Consider the following 17667-nt stretch of genomic DNA (forward strand, 5'->3'; position numbering starts at 1 on the left):
CCGCAGCACCGGGAGGGCAGGGCCTTGTCGTGTGCCCGGTCAGTCCGCGTGCGCGGCCTCGTGCTCAAGCAACGCGCGCTTGGCCGCGACGCCGTAGAGGTACTGGCCGATGCCCCCGTCCGCCCGCACGACCCGGTGGCAGGGCACCACGACGGCCGCCAGGTTCGTCGCGCACGCCCCGCCGACAGCCCGCACCGCGGTGGGGGAGCCGGCCCGCTCGGCCAGCTGCGCATAGGTCACCGGGGCGCCCGGCGGCACCGAGCGCAGCGCGTCCCAGGCCCGGCGGCGGAAGTCTGTGCCTGGCTGGGCGACGGTCAGCGCGTCGAGCGCGCGCACCCGACCGGCGGTGTAGGCGGCGAGCGCGTCCGGCACGGCGGCGTCGTGCTCGACGGGGCGCGGGTTCATCTCGCGCTCAGCTGTGGCGGGGTCCAGCTGCTCCAGACGGTCCATGAACCGCAGCAGCAGGCCGCCGACGGCCGATGCGACGGTCTCGCCCGCTGCGGGCACGGCCACGCCGCTTGCGCGCACCGCGTCGTCCTCCGGGGAATAGACGGCGACCAGGGTCAGTTCGGCAGCCTCGGGCAACGCCTGTGCGGTCCAGCGCAGTTCGGGCAGGAAGACGGGGGCGGTCATGGGGGACATTCTCCCGCATCGGTGCCCAGCACTTGTCCGGACGGGGCCGAGGCGTGCGAGCGTGGGGACCATGAGCGATCCGCAGGCCGCACCGCCGCACGACGACCACCGCCACGACGACCGGGCACCAGCGACCGGGCGCGTGTTCGAGCACCGCACGCTGCTGCGGCACCCGCGCGAGGCCGTCTGGCGGTGGCTGACGAACCCCGGTGCCCTGACCCGCCTGACCCCGCCGTACGCTGGCCGGGTCATCGCCGAGCCCGAGGTCGGGCTGCCCGTCGGGGCGCAGGCCGTGCTCGAGCTCGACGCCCCGGGCTCGGCGGGCCTGTTCGCCTCGGCCGCCCACGGGGCCGCCACGGGCCTGCTGCCCTCGGCGGTGGCCTCGCGCGTGCCGGCACCGATCAGCCGCGCCCTGACCCCGCGGCTGACGTGGCGGGCCCGGCACACGGCGCTCGAACCGGGGCGGGGCTTCACCGACGAGATGGTCTCCGGTCCCGTGGCCTCGTGGACGCACCGGCACACGTTGCAGGACGCCGCCCCGGGCGAGGCCGACGCCGCGGACGGGTCGCGCGGCACCGTCGTGGTCGATGAGATTCGCTATGCCCTGCCTGCCGAGCGCGTGCTCGCCCGGGCATCCCGGCTCGGGGCGTCCCGTCGGGCGGCGGACCTGTTCGACGCGGAACTGCGCCGCCAGTTCGCCTACCGGGCGCGCGTGATGACCGACGACCTGGACTTTCATAGCCGGCACGGTTCGCCGGTGGTCGGTGGGAGCGCCCGACGGATCGCCGTCACCGGTGCCAGCGGGCTGATCGGCACGCAGCTGGTTGCGCTGCTGCGCAGCGGCGGGCACGACGTCGTGCGTCTGACCCGCTCGGCGACGACGGCGCCGGACGCGGCGGCGTGGGATCCGCTGCGTGGCCGGGTGGACGACGACGTGCTCAGCGGCGTCGACGTGGTCGTGAACCTGGCGGGCGAGCCCATCGCCGGCCGGTTGAGCGCGGCGCACAAACAGGCCGTGCATGACTCACGAGTGCTCGGCACCCGCACGCTCGTGGACGCGATACGCCGGCTGGCCGACGCTGGCCGCCCGGCCCCGGACCTGGTGAACGGCTCAGCCATCGGCTACTACGGGGCGGACGCCGGCGCGGGGCCGGCAGGCGAGGGCCTCACGGAGATCCTCGCCCCGGGTGAGGACTTCCTCGCCGAGGTGTGCGCCGACTGGGAGGCCGAGGCGCAGCGGGCCGCCTCGATCCGCCGCGCCGACGGCTCTCGGGTGCGCGTGGCCCAGGTGCGCACCGGCATTGTCCTGGACCCGCGCGGCGGCATGCTGCAGCAGGTGTTGCCCCTGTTCGTCGCGGGGCTGGGCGGCCGCCTGGCCTCGGGCGGCACGGGACCGGACGGAACCCCGTGGATGAGCTGGATCGGCGGTGAGGACATCGTGGACCTGTTCGCCCACGCCGCTGTCGATGCGCGCGTGAGCGGACCGTACAACGGGGTCGCGCCGCGACCGGTCACGGCGGGCGAGTTCGCCCGTGCACTGGGGCGGGTGCTCCGGCGGCCCGCGGCGGTGCCGGTGCCCGGCCTCGCCCCGGAGCTCCTGCTCGGACGGGAGGGCTACCGGACCCTGATCGCCGCGGATCAGAAGGCGTCTGCCGCCCAGACCGAGAAGTCAGGGCACCGGTTCCGCGACACCGAGCTCGAGCCGGCGCTGCGGCATCTGCTCGGCCGCTGACGGGGCGGGCCCCGGTCAGTCCTGCAGGGCGCCGGTCTCGCGCACCAGCTGGGCCAGCGCGGTGTAGGCGTCCCGGGCCAGCGACTCCCACAGGCGCATCGCCAGCTGCGGTGAGGCCTCCTGCAGGGCGTACATCACCTGGGCGGTCAGCACCTGGGTCGTCACCTCCCCGCGGGCCCGGACAGTGGAGGGCTGACGGCCGGGCTGACCCAGGGCCATCTCGCCGAACGTCATGCCGGGGCTGAGCACCGTGCGTCGGGTCCGTCGACCGCCCGTCGACTGGCCCGTGAGCACCACCTCGCCCCGGGTGATCACGTAGATGCCGCCGAAAGGCTGGCCCGCGCGGCGGATGACCTGACCGTCGTGGAACCGCCGCGTCTCCATCATCGACTCCAGCAGGGCGGCGTCGTCCTCCTCGAGGTGTTGCATCAGCGGCGAGTGCAGCGCCTCCTGGGCGTCCTGCGGGAACAGGTGCGGTGCGTGCCGGGCCAGCAGTCGCTGCTCGCACCACTGCATCGCCTGCGAGCGAGAAGCGAAGAACACGAACTGCGGGGCCGCCGTCGTCGGGTCGTAGGTGGCTGGATCCGCCTCGCCCTCACGGTGCACCGGGGGCAGGTTCACTTCGACGGACTCGTCGGCGGTGGCCACGAGCTCGTCGAGCAGGGTCTCGGTGCGGTCGGCCAGCACGACATCGACGCCGGAGGCGATCGCGTGTCCGATCCACTGGCCGATCAGCCGACGCGCCGGCGCGGAGATGCTGTGCACCGAACGGATGTCGAACACGAGGGTCTCGAGGGTCTCGGGCAGATCGGCAATCACGTGCACGAGGGCCTCGACCTGGCTGAACCCGATGTGCCCGCCCAGCTCGAGCAGGTGTGCGTGCTCGCCGTGCGCCTCCAGCGCGTGCAGGGCCTCCGCGGTGCGGGACGTGCCGGAGGGCGCCTGATCCACGCGATAGTGGCTGCGCAGCGCCGACAGCGGCGAGGAGACCACGTCCGAGGCGTGCAGCTCGAACTCTTCGACGAGAGTGCGCAGCGCCGACATCCCGCGCACGGACATGCCGTTCTCGTCGAGCTCGTCCGAGCGCAGGGCCAGGCCCAGGTGCCCGGGCACCACGAGCATGGTCACCCCACCGCTCGCGCTCGCCCAGCCGGGCTGGCCCACGTTCATGGCCCACAGCGGGTCGCGTGTCGTCAGGCCGCATGAGGCGAGGATCGAGGTCACGGCGCGGGCGGTGGAGTCGGAGAACACCCGGTCTCCCGTGTGCGGGTGCACGCCGCCGAGCGCGAAGACCGTCGCGATGGTCGCGACCTCCTGGACCGACACGGTCACGGCGCGCAGCCGCGCGAGGTCGGAGAGCACCGCCGTCGGGTCCGCGTCGAACGCGTCGAGGGACTTCATCAGCCAGGCGGCGGCGCGGGGGCGGTCCAGGGTCTTCTCCTCCGCGCGGGTCGCGGTGTCGGTCACGGACACCTCCCGATCCAGCAGGGAGGAGGCCAGCTGCAGCAGACGAGCGGCGCGGTCGCGACCGCCGCGGCCCTTGACGAGCGCGGTCGCGGCGACCACACCGGCGTCGTGCAGCGGGTTGAGGGCGCGGCCGGTCTCCGGCTCCACGTCGAGCAGGTGTCGTTGATCCGGAGTGGGAACCGTGCCGATCCGCTCGAGCACGCGGGGCAGCCCCAGGTCCTCGAGGGCGAGCGCGTACACCAGCGGCGCCGCCAGTGAGCTCAGCGGCACCTGATCGGTGGCCCCCGCCTCGTACTGGTGGCCGTCCGCGAGTGTGAGCGCCACGCCGAGCCGGCCGTCGCCCTCGGGCGCTCCGGAGGAGAACGATGCGGCGAGCCGGGTGAGGTACAGCTGGACGGGGGTGCTCATGGCTCCAGCCTAGTCGGCGCCGCGGCCGGTGGGACCCGTCGGCCCGCCCGTCGCGGGGCCGATGAGCAGGCCACAATGGACGGCGATGTCTCCGCGATGCCACACCCCTGACGCCGCCCCCGCCCTGAGCCGTTTCCCCGTCGACGCGCGCGTCCACGGTGCCGGGCTGACGGTCACGGACGAGCTGGGCCGGGTGCGCAGAGCCCTGGCCGACCACGGGGCCCTGGTGCTGCACGCCCCGCCGGGCACGGGCAAGACGACGGTGCTGCCGCCCGCCCTCGCCGGCTGGGCGGCCGAAACGGCCTCCGGCTCGGCGCTGAGCGGCACGAGGCCTGGCCAGGAACCGGCCGGGGAGGGTGCGGCACCGATCGGCCCGGGCCGGGTGCTCGTCACCCAGCCCAGACGGGTGGCCGTGCGCGCGGCCTGGCGACGTCTGTACGCGGCCGCCGGCGGGGACGACCGGGCCGTGGGCTACACGGTCCGCGGCGACTCCGTCGGCGCCGGGGCGAGCGCGGTCGAGTTCCTGACTCCCGGCGTGCTCGTGCGGCGCCTGCTTGCCGACCCTGAGCTGGGAGGCGTGAGCGCCGTGGTGCTCGACGAGGTCCACGAACGCGACCTCGACACGGACCTGCTGTTCGGCCTGCTCGCGGACCTGCGCCAGCTGCGCGAGGACCTGAGCCTGGTCGCCATGTCCGCGACACTCGACGCCGAGGCGCTGGCTGCTCGCTGGGCGGCCGGCATGGGGCAGGACCACGTCCCCGTGGTCCGCACCGCAGAGGTGGTGCACCCGCTCACGATCGATCACCGGCCGCACTCGGGCTCACGCCTGACGCCCGAGGGCCGAGTGGACCGGGACTTCCTGGACCACGTGGCCCGTGTGACCGCGCAGGCCCACGCGCGCTCCCTGGCCGAGGACCCCGGCACGGACGCCCTGGTGTTCCTGCCCGGCGTCGCCGAGGTCGAGGCCGTCGCCGACCGGCTTCGCGGGCACGCCGCGCGGCACGGCAGAGCCCTGGACGTGCTGACCCTGCACGGCCGCCAGGATCCGCACGAGCAGGACGCGGCGCTCGCTGGCCGCGCCGGGGCCGACGCGGCGCCACGAGTGATCGTCGCCACCAACGTGGCCGAGTCCTCCCTCACCGTCCCCGGGGTGCGCCTGGTGGTCGACTCGGCGCTGGCCCGGGAGCCCCGCCGCGACGCCGGGCGGGACATGACGGGCCTGGTCACGGTCCAGGTCTCCCGCGCTGCGGCGAGGCAGCGCGCCGGACGCGCCGGACGCCTCGGACCGGGGCACGCCGTGCACTGCTGTTCCGAGGCCGCCCTCGGAACCGCCCCCGCCGCGCCGACTCCGCAGCTGGCCGTCGCCGATCTGGCTCCGCTGGCGCTGCGCCTGGCGGCGTGGGGCGCCCTGGCGCCGATGCTCGACCCTGCCGGCCGCGGCCCCGTGCTGCCCGAGGACCCGCCCGCGGGCGCTCTGGCCCGGGCGGCCGCCCGGCTGCGCGAGCTCGGCGCACTCGATGCGGACCACCGCGTCACCGACCACGGGGCGCGGCTGGCGCGGATGCCCGTGGACCCGTCTCTGGGCCATGCCCTGCTGAGCGCGGCAGCCGAAGTCGGCCCGCGCGCCGCGGCCGAGGCAGTCGCCCTGCTGGCCGCTGACGTGCGTGCCCCCGAGGCCGACCTGGCCCGCGTGCTGGCCGATCTGCGCTCACCGCACGAGGGGAACGCCCGGAGCCAGGCCCCGCCCGGGACGGAGCGGGTCTGGCGTCATGAGGCGCGACGGCTCGAGTCACTGGTGGGCCCCTCGGACCGCGTCGGCGCGCGGAAGGAGTCGCCGGCGGGGGAGGAGGCCGTGGGCCTCGTCGCCGCCCTCGCCGCCCCGCAGCGGATCGCCCGGCGCGTCGAGGACGACGAGTACCTGCTCGTCTCCGGCACCCGCGCCCGCTTGCCGCGCGAGAGTCCCCTGTCGGGGCGTCAGTGGCTCGCCGTGGCCGAGGTCCAGCGTGTGGGGGACGGGGCCGTCATCCGGGCGGCGGCCGAGCTCTCCGGTGAGCAGGCCCTGCGTGCCGGCGCCGGGCTCCAGCGCACCGTGCGTGACGCCCACTGGGACGCCGGACGGCTCCGGGGCCGGCAGCGCCGGATGCTCGGCGGCATCGAGCTCGACTCCCGTGCGGCGCCGGTCGACGCGGACACCGCCGCAGACGCCGTCGTCCGCGCGTGGACCGAGCACGGCTCCGAGGGCTGGGGCGGCGACCCCGCGCGAGGGCTGCGGCGGCGCGTCCAGCTGCTGCACCACCGGCTCGGCCCGCCGTGGCCCGACATGCGCGACGCCGCCCTGGCCGGACGCGAGGACCTCACCGCCGCGATCGGTGCCGAACTGGCCCGGGGCGTCCCCCGCGACCGCGTCGACCTAGCCGGGTCCCTGCAGGGCCTGCTGCCGTGGCCGGACGCCGCCCGCCTCGAGGAGCTCGCCCCCGAACGGCTGCCCGTCCCGAGCGGCCGCCGCGTCGCCGTCGAGTACCCGGACCTCGATGACGAGGACGGTGCGCCCGTGCTCGCCGCGAAGCTGCAGGAGTTCTTCGGTGCCGAGGAGAGCCCGACCGTGGCCGACGGGACCACGCCCGTGCTGCTGCACCTGCTCTCCCCGGCCGGGCGTCCGCTCGCCGTCACCGCGGACCTGCCCTCGTTCTGGTCCGGCGCCTACGCCCAGGTGCGGGCGGAGTCGCGTGGCCGCTATCCGAAGCACCCCTGGCCGGAGGACCCGACCGTCGCCGAGCCGACCGCCCTGACCCGCGCCCGAGCGCGGGGCCGCTGAACCTCGGACAGTGCCATCGGGGCTGGTCCGCTGACATGCACGGACAGGTGCGTGACGTCAGTCTCCTCATGAGACAATGTCGGCACTCCAGTCATCGGACCTGGCGGAGCTGAGCCCGTCCGGCCCGACCAGCGGCCGGCGTCACTGTCGTCGTCGGACCGGTGGACCACATTTCGAAAGCCGAGCGACATGATCACTCCCCACACGCGGCGCCGCCGCGGGCGGACGCTGGCCACGGCGGCCCTCGCCGCCGCAGCGCTCACGCTCTCCGGCTGCGCGCCCGCCGAGGACGAGACCCCCGTCCTGACCTGGTACACGAACCCCGACGACGGCGGTCAGGCCACGATCGCGGCCGAGTGCACCGATGCCGCCCAGGGCCGCTATGCCATCCAGACCTCGATGCTGCCCAACGAGGCCTCCGCCCAGCGCGAGCAGCTGACTCGCCGACTCGCGGCGGGAGACACCTCGATGGACATCATGAGCCTGGACCCGCCGTTCGTCCCCGAGCTCGCCGAGCCCGGCTTCCTCGCGCCCGTGCCGCAGCAGCTGCAGGACCACGCGAAGCAGAACACCCTCGAGGGGGCGCTGGCCGGTGCCACGTGGAAGGACGAACTCGTCGCCGTCCCGTTCTGGGCCAACACGCAGCTGCTCTGGTACCGCAAGTCCGTTGCGGAGAAAGCCGGGCTGGACATGTCGAAGCCCGTCACGTGGGACCAGCTCATGGACGCCGCCGCGGAGCAGGACAAGCACCTCGGCGTGCAGGGCGCCCGCGCCGAGTCGATGACCGTGTGGCTGAACTCCCTGGTCGTCGGCGGCGGCGACCGGATCCTCGCCAACCCCGAGGCCCCGGCCGAACAGGTGCAGACCACCCTCGACTCCGAGGCTGGGAAGAAGGCCGCCGAGATCATCGGCCGCATCGGCGACGAGGGTCTCGGCGGCCCCGGCCTGCCGACCCAGCGTGAGAACGAGGCCATGCTCCAGTTCCAGGGCGAGAAGGGCTCGTTCATGGTCAACTGGCCCTTCGTCTGGGCCGCGACCAACGCCTCCGTCGAGGACGGAAGCCTGCCCTCGGACCTGCCCGAGGACATCGGCTGGACCACCTATCCGCGCACCGACGCCGACCGTGAGGCGGCCCCGCCGCTGGGCGGGATCAACCTGGGCGTGGGCGCCAAGAGCGAGCACCAGGCCGAGGCCTGGGACGCGATCTCCTGCATCACCACGAAGCAGCACCAGGCCGATTACTTCGTCACCAATGGCAACCCGCCCGCGAACCCGGCCGCCTATGAGGACGAACGGATCAAGGACGCCTACCCGATGGCTGACGAGATCCGTGACTCGCTCGACATCGCCGCGCCCCGGCCGCAGACCCCGTACTACAACGAGGTCTCCACCGCGATCCAGCAGCGGTACGCGCCGCCGGGCAGCGTCGACCCGGCCACCACGCCGGCGAAGGCCAGCGAGTTCATCGAGAAGGTCCTGCGAGGGGAGCGCCTGCTGTGAGCCACGTGTCCACTGTCGAGAAGACGCCCGGCGCCCGCTCGGCCGCTGGGCGCCGGACGGGGCGCGCACCCCGCTCGGCCCGCGCGAGGTCCGAGGCCCGCCTCGGCATGATGCTGGCCGCCCCGGCGTTCCTGATCATGCTGTTCGTCGTCCTGTACCCGATCGTGCAGGCATTCATCGACTCGCTGTTCAGCTACCGCCTCACCGCTCCCGGCGAGAAGGAGTTCGTCGGCCTCGAGAACTACGCGACGATCCTCACCGACCCGGTGTTCTGGTCCGGTCTGGGGGTCACGCTGCTGATCACGGTGGTCACGGTGGCCGTCGAGCTCGTGCTGGGCTTTCTGCTGGCGCTGGTGATGCACCACGCCATCCGCTCCACCCGCGGCCTGGTCCGCACGATGATCCTGGTGCCCTACGGGATCATCACCGTGGTCTCCGCATTCGCCTGGTTCTACATGTTCTCGATCGACTCGGGGTACATGAACAACTGGCTCGACTGGGTGCCGGGCATCTCCGCCGACACCAACTGGTTCGCCCAGTCTGGCACGGCGCTGACCGTGATCATGCTCTCGGAGATCTGGAAGACGACGCCGTTCATCTCGCTGCTGCTGCTCTCCGGGCTCGCGCAGGTCCCAGGTGAGCTCACGGAGGCGGCCGCCGTCGACGGTGCGACCCGCCTGCAGCGCCTGACGAAGGTGATCCTGCCGAACATGAAGGCCGCGATCATGGTGGCCGTGCTGTTCCGCGCCCTGGACGCGTTCCGCATCTTCGACGCGATCTTCATCATGACCAACGGCGCCTACGGCACCGAGGTGCTCTCGCTGCTGGCCTATCGCACGTCCATCGGCCGTCTCGAGATCGGTCTCGGGTCGGCGGTGTCCGTCATCCTGTTCCTCTGCGTCGGCCTGATCGCGCTGGTCGCCGTGAAGGGCTTCAACGTCGACCTCGCTGACCGAGGAGGCCAGAAATGAGCGGAAAGCGCGCCCCCGGAGCGCTGAAGACCACGATCGGCTGGTGGGTGCTCACCGCGGTGATCGGCCTGTGGTGCCTGTTCCCGGTGTTCTCGATCCTGGCCACCAGCTTCAAGACCCCCGCCGACCTGTCCTCGGGGCGACTGCTGCCGACGACCTGGTCGACCGTCAATTACGAGGAGATCTTCGTCGGCGGTTCGCAGGAACTGTTCCTGACGGCCCTGCGCAATTCGGTGGTGATCTGCGTGATCGCCACACTCGTCGCGGTGGTGCTTGCCACGCTGTGCGCCTACGCGATCGCGCGCCTGGACTTCCCGGGCAAGAGACTCGTGCTGACGGTCTCCCTGATGGTCTCGATGTTCCCCGTGATCTCCCTGGTCACGCCGCTGTTCAACATGTGGCGCGCCATCGGGCTGTACGACACGTGGCTGGGCCTGATCATCCCGTACCTGTCTCTGACGCTGCCGATCGCCATCTGGACGCTCGCCGCGTTCTTCCGGCAGATCCCGTGGGAGCTGGACCAGGCCGCCCAGGTGGACGGCGCCACCCCGCTGCAGGCGTTCCGCAAGGTGATCGTGCCGCTGGCCGCGCCGGGCGTGTTCACGACCGCGATCATCGCGTTCTTCATCGCCTGGAACGACTTCGTGTACGGCATCTCCCTGACCTCGACCGAGGCCGCGCGCCCCGTGCCGGCCGCACTGGCGTTCTTCACCGGCGCGTCCCAGTTCGAGTCTCCGACGGGCGCCATCTCGGCGGCCGCGATCATCGTGACCATCCCGATCGTGCTGCTGGTGCTGTTCTTCCAGAAGCAGATCGTCGCCGGACTGACCAACGGAGCCGTGAAGGGCTGAAGCCCGGATCGTCCGTCCCGAAAGGAGAGAGGCGATGGCCTCCATCACCCTCAAGCACATCGACAAGATCTACGACGACGGCTTCCACGCGGTCAAGGACGTCAACCTGGAGATCGAGGACGGCGAGTTCGTCATCCTCGTGGGCCCCTCCGGCTCCGGTAAGTCCACTCTGCTGCGCATGGTGGTGGGTCTCGAGGACATCACCGACGGCGAGCTGCTGATCGGGGACCGCCGCGTGAACGAGGCGGCCCCGAAGGACCGCAACCTCGCGATGGTCTTCCAGAACTACGCCCTGTATCCGCACCTGACGGTCTACGAGAACATCGCGTTCCCGCTGCGCCTGAACAAGGGCGTCAAGCTCTCCGACGACGAGATCGACCGCAAGGTCCGCGAGGCCGCGAGCATGCTCGAGCTGAACGACCACCTCGAGCGCAAGCCCGGAAACCTCTCCGGCGGTCAGCGCCAGCGCGTCGCGATGGGCCGGGCGATCGTCCGGGAGGCCGACGCGTTCCTGTTCGACGAGCCGCTGTCCAACCTCGATGCGAAGCTGCGCGGCCAGATGCGAGCGGAGATTTCGCAGATGCAGCGCCGCCTCGGGGTCACGAGCATCTACGTCACCCACGACCAGACCGAGGCCATGACCCTCGGTGACCGCGTGGCCGTGCTGAAGAAGGGCGAGCTGCAGCAGGTCGCCAGCCCGCGTGAGCTGTACGAGCAGCCGTTGAACTTGTTCGTCGCGGGCTTCATCGGGTCGCCGTCGATGAACTTCCTGCCCGCCTCGCTGCGGCAGGGGCCGCAGGGCTGCGTGCTGTCGACGCCGATCGGCGACATCCCGGTCCCCGAGTCGAAGGCGCGCGCCGCCGAAGGCCGCGAGCTGGTGTTCGTGGGTCTGCGCCCGGAGTTCTTCGAGGACGCGGCGCTCGTCGATGAGGCCAGGAAGCCGCAGGGCTCGGTGTTCACCGCCGAGCTGACCCACATGGAGTGGCTCGGCCACGAGCAGTACGGCTACATCGAGTTCGAGCCGGACGGCGAGGTCGCGGACATGCTGGCCGACCTCGCGAAGGATCTGGACGCGGACGAACTGCGGCCGGTCATCGTCACGACGCTGTCGGCCGAGTCGCGCGTGCGTCCAGGGGTGCCGGCCCAGCTGTGGTTGGACGCCTCGCGCATCCACCTGTTCGACCCGAAGACCGGCGAGAACCTCACCCGTGATCCCGATGCCGGCGCCGAGCTGACCCGCCTGGCCGGCCAGGATCGGCGTCGTGAGATCGAGCTGGCGCAGGAGCGCGACGCCGCCCGGCGAGCCGAAGGCCGCTGAGCGCACGACCCGCGGCGGTGTGCCACGCCGCTCGCCGAAGCGGTGTGTGTCATGTCACGCGTTTGGGGCGGGCTGAGGCGTCGACGGAGCACAGCCGGATGCAGTGTGCGTGTGCGATGCTCGGACGACATCGGTCGGCATAGCGCCGCGCACCGGCGTCCGTCCGGCCGGCTCGTCAAGAATCTGTGAAAGAGGTGCCACCCATGGATCCGTTCCTTTTGACCTGGATCATCATCGGGGTCGTCGTGATCCTGCTGATCGTCATCATCGCGGTCGCCATGTCGAAGAAGAAACAGCAGCGCGAGCGTGAGCTCGCTGAGCGTGAGGCCCGACGCGAGTCCGCTCGCGGCGAGGCGCCGCGTCCAGCCTCGGGACCCTGGACCGGTGGCCAGGACACGGTGAAGCGGAACGAAGACGCCCGTGACGAGACGCGAGGTGCTGCTGCGAAGGCTGGCGCTGACGAGCAGCCTGGCGCTGACGCGAAGGCTGGCGCTGACGAGAAGCCTGGCGCTGACGAGCAGCGCGGGGGCGTCAGCGGTGCCGCGGCGACGGCGGGCCTGGCCGGTGCGACCGGCGCCGGTGTCGCGGCGACGCGTGGCGACGAGCGGCGCGAGACGGCCACGGACACGACCGAGGAGCAGGGTGGCCGGAACGGCCGTGACGAGCGTGGCGACCTCGGTGGGGAGCGTGGCGATGCGGCCGATCGCAGCGACGAGGGGCGTCCGGGCGGCAACCTGCTCGCCGGTCAGGACAAGCCGGTGCGGTTCCGCGACGAGCGGGTCAACGAGACCCTGGCCGCGCAGCGTCGCGACGCCGACCGCGCCGACGCCGATGTCGACGGCGTGACAACTGATCGCGCGGCCGCCGATCGCGCGTCGACCGATCCCGCCGCTGAGCGTGATGTGACCGGCCGGAACACCGCCGCCGGCCTCGGCGGGGCCGCGGCCGCGCCCGAGTACCGCGCCCACACCGACGAGGGCCAGCGGGAACGCGCTGACCAGTCCGGCCGGACCGGGGACGCGGCCCGCGTCTCCGGAACGAACGATGTCTCCGAGCAGGCCACGCCGACCTCGGCCGGCGCTTTCGGGCTGCCGACGGTCTCCAACGACCCGGCCGACCGGGAGACACACCCGGCCGACCGGGAGGCGCGCCCGGCCGCCCAGGAGCGCCAGCACGGTGTGACCGAGGCCCGGACCGCCGGCGCCGAGCGTGATGCCGAGAACCGCGTCCTGGGTCGCGACGAGGACCGCTCCGTCGAGAACGGTGCTGTGCGCGACGGCCAGCCTGAGGGCGGCGTGCGCGTGAACGAGCTGGGCGGTGAAGACCGACAGAGCCGCGAGCCCGAGCCCCAGGGCCAGGAGCCCCAGGTCCGCGAGACTGAGGTCCGCGAGCCCCAGGGTCAGCAGACTCCGGTCCGCGAGACTCAGGGCCTCGGCCAGCGTCGCGAGGCCGGCGAGCGTCTCGGCACGACGCCCGGCGTGGCCGGCGAGCGCGTTGACGAGCCCCGCGTGAGCGACGGGCACGCACAGCGGCCGTCCGCGCCGCAGACCCCGGCGGCCGGCCAGCAGCAGGGCTCGACGTCCTCACGCCTGGCCCGGCTGCAGCAGAAGGGGCGGGAGCTCTCGACCCGCCTCGAGGGCCCGCGCCAGAACGCCACGAACACGGCGAAGAAGACCTTCACCAAGGTCAAGTCGACGGCGCAGACCACGTACAACGAGGTCAAGCGCCGCCGCAAGAACGGCCGCTGAGCCGCACCTCTGGCCGTGCTCCAACCGGCGGCCGTACCGATCGACGGTCGTCACTGACCGCCGCTCGTACACGGGGCGCCGTCCTCCCTCGGGGAGGGCGGCGCCCCGTCGCCTGTGCCCCGTGCGGGACGACCCTGCCGGCCTAGGCGAACACGACGGTGCGACGCCCGTCGAGCAGCACGCGATGCTCGGCATGCCAGCGCACCGCCCGCACCAGGGTCGACCCCTCCACCTCGCGCCCGCGTTCGACGAAGTCCGCCGCCGTCTGTGCGTGCGTCACCGGCTGCACCTGCTGGGCGATGATCGGCCCCTCGTCGAGGTCACTCGTCACATAGTGGGCGGTCGCCCCGATCAGCTTCACGCCCCGTTCGTGCGCCTGGTGATAAGGCCGAGCGCCCTTGAACGAGGGCAGGAACGAGTGGTGGATGTTGATCGCGCGGCCAGCCAGATCTGTGCACAGCTCATCGCTGAGGATCTGCATGTACCGGGCGAGCACCACCAGGTCCACTTCGTGCTCGAGCAGCAGCTGCCGCAGTCGGTCCTCCGCGGCGCGCTTCGACGCCGGATCCCCGGGGGCCACCGGGACGTGCACGAACGGGATCTCGTGGAACGCGGCGAGCGGTTCCAGATCGCGGTGGTTCGACACGATGGCCGGCACATCGATCGGCAGTGCGCCGGCGCGGCGGGCGAACAGCAGGTCGTTGAGGGTGTGCCCGTCCTTGGAGCACATGATGAGCGTGCGGGTCCGGGCTGACGCGGGCCAGAGGGACGCCCGTGCGGCGAAGCGCTCGCGCAGCGGCGCGAGGACCGCCTCGAGCCGCTCAGCCGAGGCCGGGGAACGGAACTCGACACGCAGGAAGAACATGCCCGTGTCCGGGGAACCGTACTGCTGGGACTCCGCGATGTCCGCGTCCTGCTCGAGCAGAGCACCCGTCACCGCGTGGACGATGCCGCGTCTGTCCGGGCAGGCGAACGTGAGCACGTGACGGCGCTCCTGTGCAGCCTCCGGAGGGGTCTCGGTGCGGCAGGCAGCGGCGTCGGCGGAGGGGGAGCGGCGGTGGGATGCGGACATGGGCACACCCTAAGCCGAAGCTGCAACCGGAACCGAGCGGAGTGCACCAGAACAGCTCGGTCCTCGGTGTGGGACGGTCGACCGTCCCTCACCGAGGGCCGAGCTCAGGCGTCGGGGGTCAGCGGCCAGGCCGTGGCCGCTGGTGCTCAGGCGCCGGGGGTGTTCTCGCCCGCGTCGGCCTTGAGCTGGTCCTCGATGCGTCCGGCGATCTGCTCGTCGACGTTGCGCCAGTACTCGAGGGCCTTGCCGAGCACGGGCTCGCCCACGCCGGCCAGGGCGCCGGCGACGGTCTTCACGAACTCGGCGCGCTCGTCGTCGGAGAACACCTCGCGCAGCAGAATCCGCGCCTGACCGAAGTCGTCGTCATCCGCGCGCAGGGTCTGCGCCACGCGCACCAGCTCGCCGTCGGACTCCCACGAGGTGTCCGTCGGGCCGGTCTCGTCCGACCACGAGTCGCCGAACGAGTTCGGCACGTACTGCCGGCGCGTGCCGGTGTGGTGGTAGTTCATCTGGCCGTCGAAGTTGTACGAGTGCACCTCGTTCTTCGGCCGGTTCACCGGCAGCTGCGCGAAGTTCGTGCCGATCCGGTACCGCGCGGCATCGTGGTAGGCGAACGCGCGGCCCAGCAGCATGCGATCCGGCGAGAGGCCGATGCCCGGCACCGTTGCCGCCGGCGAGAACGCCGCCTGCTCGATCTGCGCGAAGTGGTTCTCCGGGTTGCGGTTCAGGGTCATGGTGCCGACCTTGATCCGCGGGTAATCCTTCTGGGACCAGGTCTTTGTCAGGTCGAACGGGTTGTACCGGTAGGTCTTGGCCTCCTCGTACGGCATGACCTGCACGTACAGGTCCCACTTCGGGAACTCGCCGCGCTTGATCGCCTCGAACAGGTCCTGACGGTGGAAGTCGGCGTTCTTGCCGGCCATCCGCTCGGCCTCGTCGTTCGTGAAGTTGTGCACGCCCTGCTGGGAGATGAAGTGGTACTTCACCCAGAACTTCTCGCCGGAGGCGTTCACCCACATGTAGGTGTGCGAGCCGTAGCCGTTCATCTCCCGCCAGGTGCGGGGCAGGCCGCGCGGACCCATCAGGTACGTGACCTGGTGGGCGGTCTCCGGGTTGTTCGCCCAGAAGTCCCACTGCATCTCACCGTCGCGCAGGCCCGAATCCGGCAGGCGCTTCTGCGAGCGGATGAAGTGGGTGAACTTCATGGGATCGCGGACGAAGAACACCGGGGTGTTGTTGCCGACCAGGTCGTAGTTGCCCTCGTCGGTGTAGAACTTCAGCGAGAAGCCGCGCACATCGCGCCACGTGTCGGGCGAACCCAGCTCGCCGGCCACGGTCGAGAAGCGGGCGAGCATCTCGGTCTTGGCGCCGGGCTGGAACAGCAGCGCCTTCGTGTACGCCGAGACGTCCTCGGTGACCTCGAACTCGCCGAACGCGCCCGACCCCTTCGCGTGCGGGCGGCGCTCGGGGATGTTCATGCGGTTGAACTGCTGGTGCGTCTCCACCAGGTGCGAGTCGTGCAGCACGATCGGGCCGTCGGGGCCGACCGTGAGCGAGTTGCGGTCCGAGACGGCCGGCGCACCGTGCATCGTCGTCGAGCCGGTGGCGTGCGGGGTCTTCTTCTCAGCCATGGGTCCTCCTTTGAGGGTCGTTCGATGACCAGTGCAGTCCACTGTGCCATCTGCCACCCCGACGGTGTAGTGGCGGCGGCCTTGACGGGGTGTCGAACCGGGCCTCCGAGGCCGCCGTCGTCGCTAGGATTGGCCGGGAGCCGAGGCCGCGCCGCGCGCCCGAGCCTGAGCGGACACGCCCCGTGCGCCTCCGCCGTACCCCACCGCACGCCCAGCCGAAGGGAAGTTCGACGTGACCCAGTCGCCCGACATCAACACGCAGCCGCTCTCCGAGGTGGATCCCGAGATCGCCCAGGCGCTCGCCGACGAGCTGGGTCGCCAGCGCGGCACGCTCGAGATGATCGCCTCGGAGAACTTCGTCCCGCGCGCCATCCTGCAGACGCAGGGTTCGGTGCTCACCAACAAGTACGCCGAGGGCTACCCGGGGCGTCGCTACTACGGCGGCTGCGAGTTCGTGGACGTGGCCGAGAACCTGGCGATCCAGCGTGCCAAGGACCTCTTCGGCGCTGAGCACGCCAACGTCCAGCCGCACGCCGGAGCGCAGGCCAACGTCGCCGTCATGACCGCCCTGATGAACCACGGCGACAAGCTCATGGGCCTGTCCCTGGCGCATGGCGGCCACCTGACCCACGGCATGAAGCTGAACTTCTCCGGCAAGAACTACGAGATCGCCGCCTACGAGGTGGACCCGGACACCTACCGCGTGGACATGGACAAGGTCCGCGAGCAGGCGCTGGCCGAGCGCCCGGACGTGATCGTCGCCGGCTGGTCCGCCTACCCCCGGCAGCTGGACTTCGCCGCGTTCCGCCAGATCGCCGACGAGGTCGGCGCGAAGCTGTGGGTGGACATGGCGCACTTCGCCGGCCTGGTGGCCGCGGGCCTGCACCCGAACCCGGTGCCGCACGCCGACGTCGTCTCCTCGACCGTGCACAAGACCCTGGCCGGCCCGCGCTCGGGCTTCATCCTCACCACGGAGGAGCTGAAGAAGAAGATCGACTCGTCCGTGTTCCCGGGCCAGCAGGGCGGCCCGCTGATGCACGCGATCGCGGGCAAGGCCGTGGCCTTCAAGATCGCCGGCTCCGAGGACTTCAAGGCCAAGCAGCAGCGCACTCTGGCCGGCGCCCGCATCCTCGCCGAGCGCCTGTCCGGCACGGACATGGCCGAACACGGGGTCTCGGTGCTCACCGGCGGCACCGACGTGCACCTGGTGCTCGTGGACCTGCGCGAGTCTCAGCTGGACGGCCGTCAGGCCGAGGACCTGCTGCACGAGGTCGGCATCACCGTGAACCGCAACTCCGTGCCGTGGGACCCGCGCCCGCCGATGACCACTTCCGGCCTGCGCATCGGCACCCCGGCCCTGGCCTCCCGCGGCTTCGGCGAGGCCGAGTTCCGCGAGGTCTCGGACATCATCGCCGCGGCCCTCACGCCGAGTCCGGACGTCGAGTCCCTGCGCGCCCGCGTGGACAAGCTGGCCGCCGACTTCCCGCTGTACGACGGCCTCGAGAGCTGGTGAGAGGGCCC

General features: G+C 72.0%; 12 protein-coding genes. 8 read left to right on the top strand and 4 right to left on the bottom strand.

All coding sequences use genetic code 11. The features are described from left to right. Window positions 1–39: 39 nt before the first annotated feature. Window positions 40–633, bottom strand: a complete 594-nt coding sequence (locus HDA30_RS00365; protein ID WP_184240751.1) for a methylated-DNA--[protein]-cysteine S-methyltransferase — start codon at window positions 631–633, stop codon at window positions 40–42. A gap of 70 nt (window positions 634–703) precedes the next feature. On the opposite strand from HDA30_RS00365, the gene HDA30_RS00370 reads away from it, so the two are divergent. Continuing rightward, entirely contained in the window at window positions 704–2365 is a 1662-nt protein-coding gene (locus HDA30_RS00370) for a TIGR01777 family oxidoreductase (RefSeq protein ID WP_184240752.1), read from the top strand. Window positions 2366–2380: 15 nt separating this feature from the next. Here HDA30_RS00370 and HDA30_RS00375 read toward each other — a convergent pair whose 3' ends face one another. Next, window positions 2381–4240 carry a glutaminase gene (locus tag HDA30_RS00375; protein WP_184240753.1) on the bottom strand — a complete coding sequence of 620 codons (1860 nt, stop codon included), beginning with the start codon at window positions 4238–4240 and terminating at the stop codon, window positions 2381–2383. An 85-nt stretch (window positions 4241–4325) separates the two neighbouring features. On the opposite strand from HDA30_RS00375, the gene HDA30_RS00380 reads away from it, so the two are divergent. The 6 genes from HDA30_RS00380 (at window position 4326) to HDA30_RS00405 (ending at window position 13443) form a co-directional block, all read left to right on the top strand. Next, window positions 4326–7055, top strand: coding sequence for an ATP-dependent RNA helicase (locus HDA30_RS00380; RefSeq protein ID WP_184240754.1), 2730 nt, complete (start codon window positions 4326–4328; stop codon window positions 7053–7055). A gap of 189 nt (window positions 7056–7244) precedes the next feature. Then, complete coding sequence (locus tag HDA30_RS00385; RefSeq protein WP_184240755.1) at window positions 7245–8555, top strand: extracellular solute-binding protein; 1311 nt, start codon at window positions 7245–7247, stop codon at window positions 8553–8555. Then, on the top strand, window positions 8552–9526 hold the full coding sequence (locus HDA30_RS00390) for a carbohydrate ABC transporter permease (RefSeq protein WP_425488378.1): 975 nt from the start codon (window positions 8552–8554) through the stop codon (window positions 9524–9526). The genes HDA30_RS00385 and HDA30_RS00390 overlap by 4 nt, the downstream gene beginning before the upstream one ends. Continuing rightward, complete coding sequence (locus HDA30_RS00395; protein ID WP_184240756.1) at window positions 9523–10377, top strand: carbohydrate ABC transporter permease; 855 nt, start codon at window positions 9523–9525, stop codon at window positions 10375–10377. The genes HDA30_RS00390 and HDA30_RS00395 overlap by 4 nt, the downstream gene beginning before the upstream one ends. A gap of 34 nt (window positions 10378–10411) precedes the next feature. Further along, the gene (locus tag HDA30_RS00400) at window positions 10412–11695 is read left to right on the top strand and encodes an ABC transporter ATP-binding protein (protein WP_184240757.1); all 1284 of its coding nucleotides are present in this window, start codon (window positions 10412–10414) and stop codon (window positions 11693–11695) included. Window positions 11696–11898: 203 nt separating this feature from the next. Beyond that, the gene (locus tag HDA30_RS00405; RefSeq protein ID WP_184240758.1) at window positions 11899–13443 is read left to right on the top strand and encodes a hypothetical protein; all 1545 of its coding nucleotides are present in this window, start codon (window positions 11899–11901) and stop codon (window positions 13441–13443) included. A gap of 142 nt (window positions 13444–13585) precedes the next feature. Here the strand turns inward: HDA30_RS00405 and HDA30_RS00410 are convergent, their stop codons facing one another. After that, complete coding sequence (locus HDA30_RS00410; protein WP_184240759.1) at window positions 13586–14515, bottom strand: formyltetrahydrofolate deformylase; 930 nt, start codon at window positions 14513–14515, stop codon at window positions 13586–13588. A gap of 146 nt (window positions 14516–14661) precedes the next feature. Continuing rightward, window positions 14662–16146 (bottom strand): catalase, encoded by a 1485-nt coding sequence (locus HDA30_RS00415; protein WP_158495426.1) that lies wholly within the window; start codon window positions 16144–16146, stop codon window positions 14662–14664. Window positions 16147–16378: 232 nt separating this feature from the next. Between HDA30_RS00415 and glyA the strand changes: the two genes are divergently transcribed. Next, on the top strand, window positions 16379–17659 hold the full coding sequence (glyA, locus tag HDA30_RS00420) for a serine hydroxymethyltransferase (protein WP_184240760.1): 1281 nt from the start codon (window positions 16379–16381) through the stop codon (window positions 17657–17659). Window positions 17660–17667 lie beyond the last annotated feature (8 nt).

Origin of the sequence: Micrococcus cohnii (genome assembly GCF_014205175.1) — a bacterium.
In the GTDB taxonomy this organism is placed as follows: Bacteria; Actinomycetota; Actinomycetes; order Actinomycetales; family Micrococcaceae; genus Micrococcus; species Micrococcus cohnii.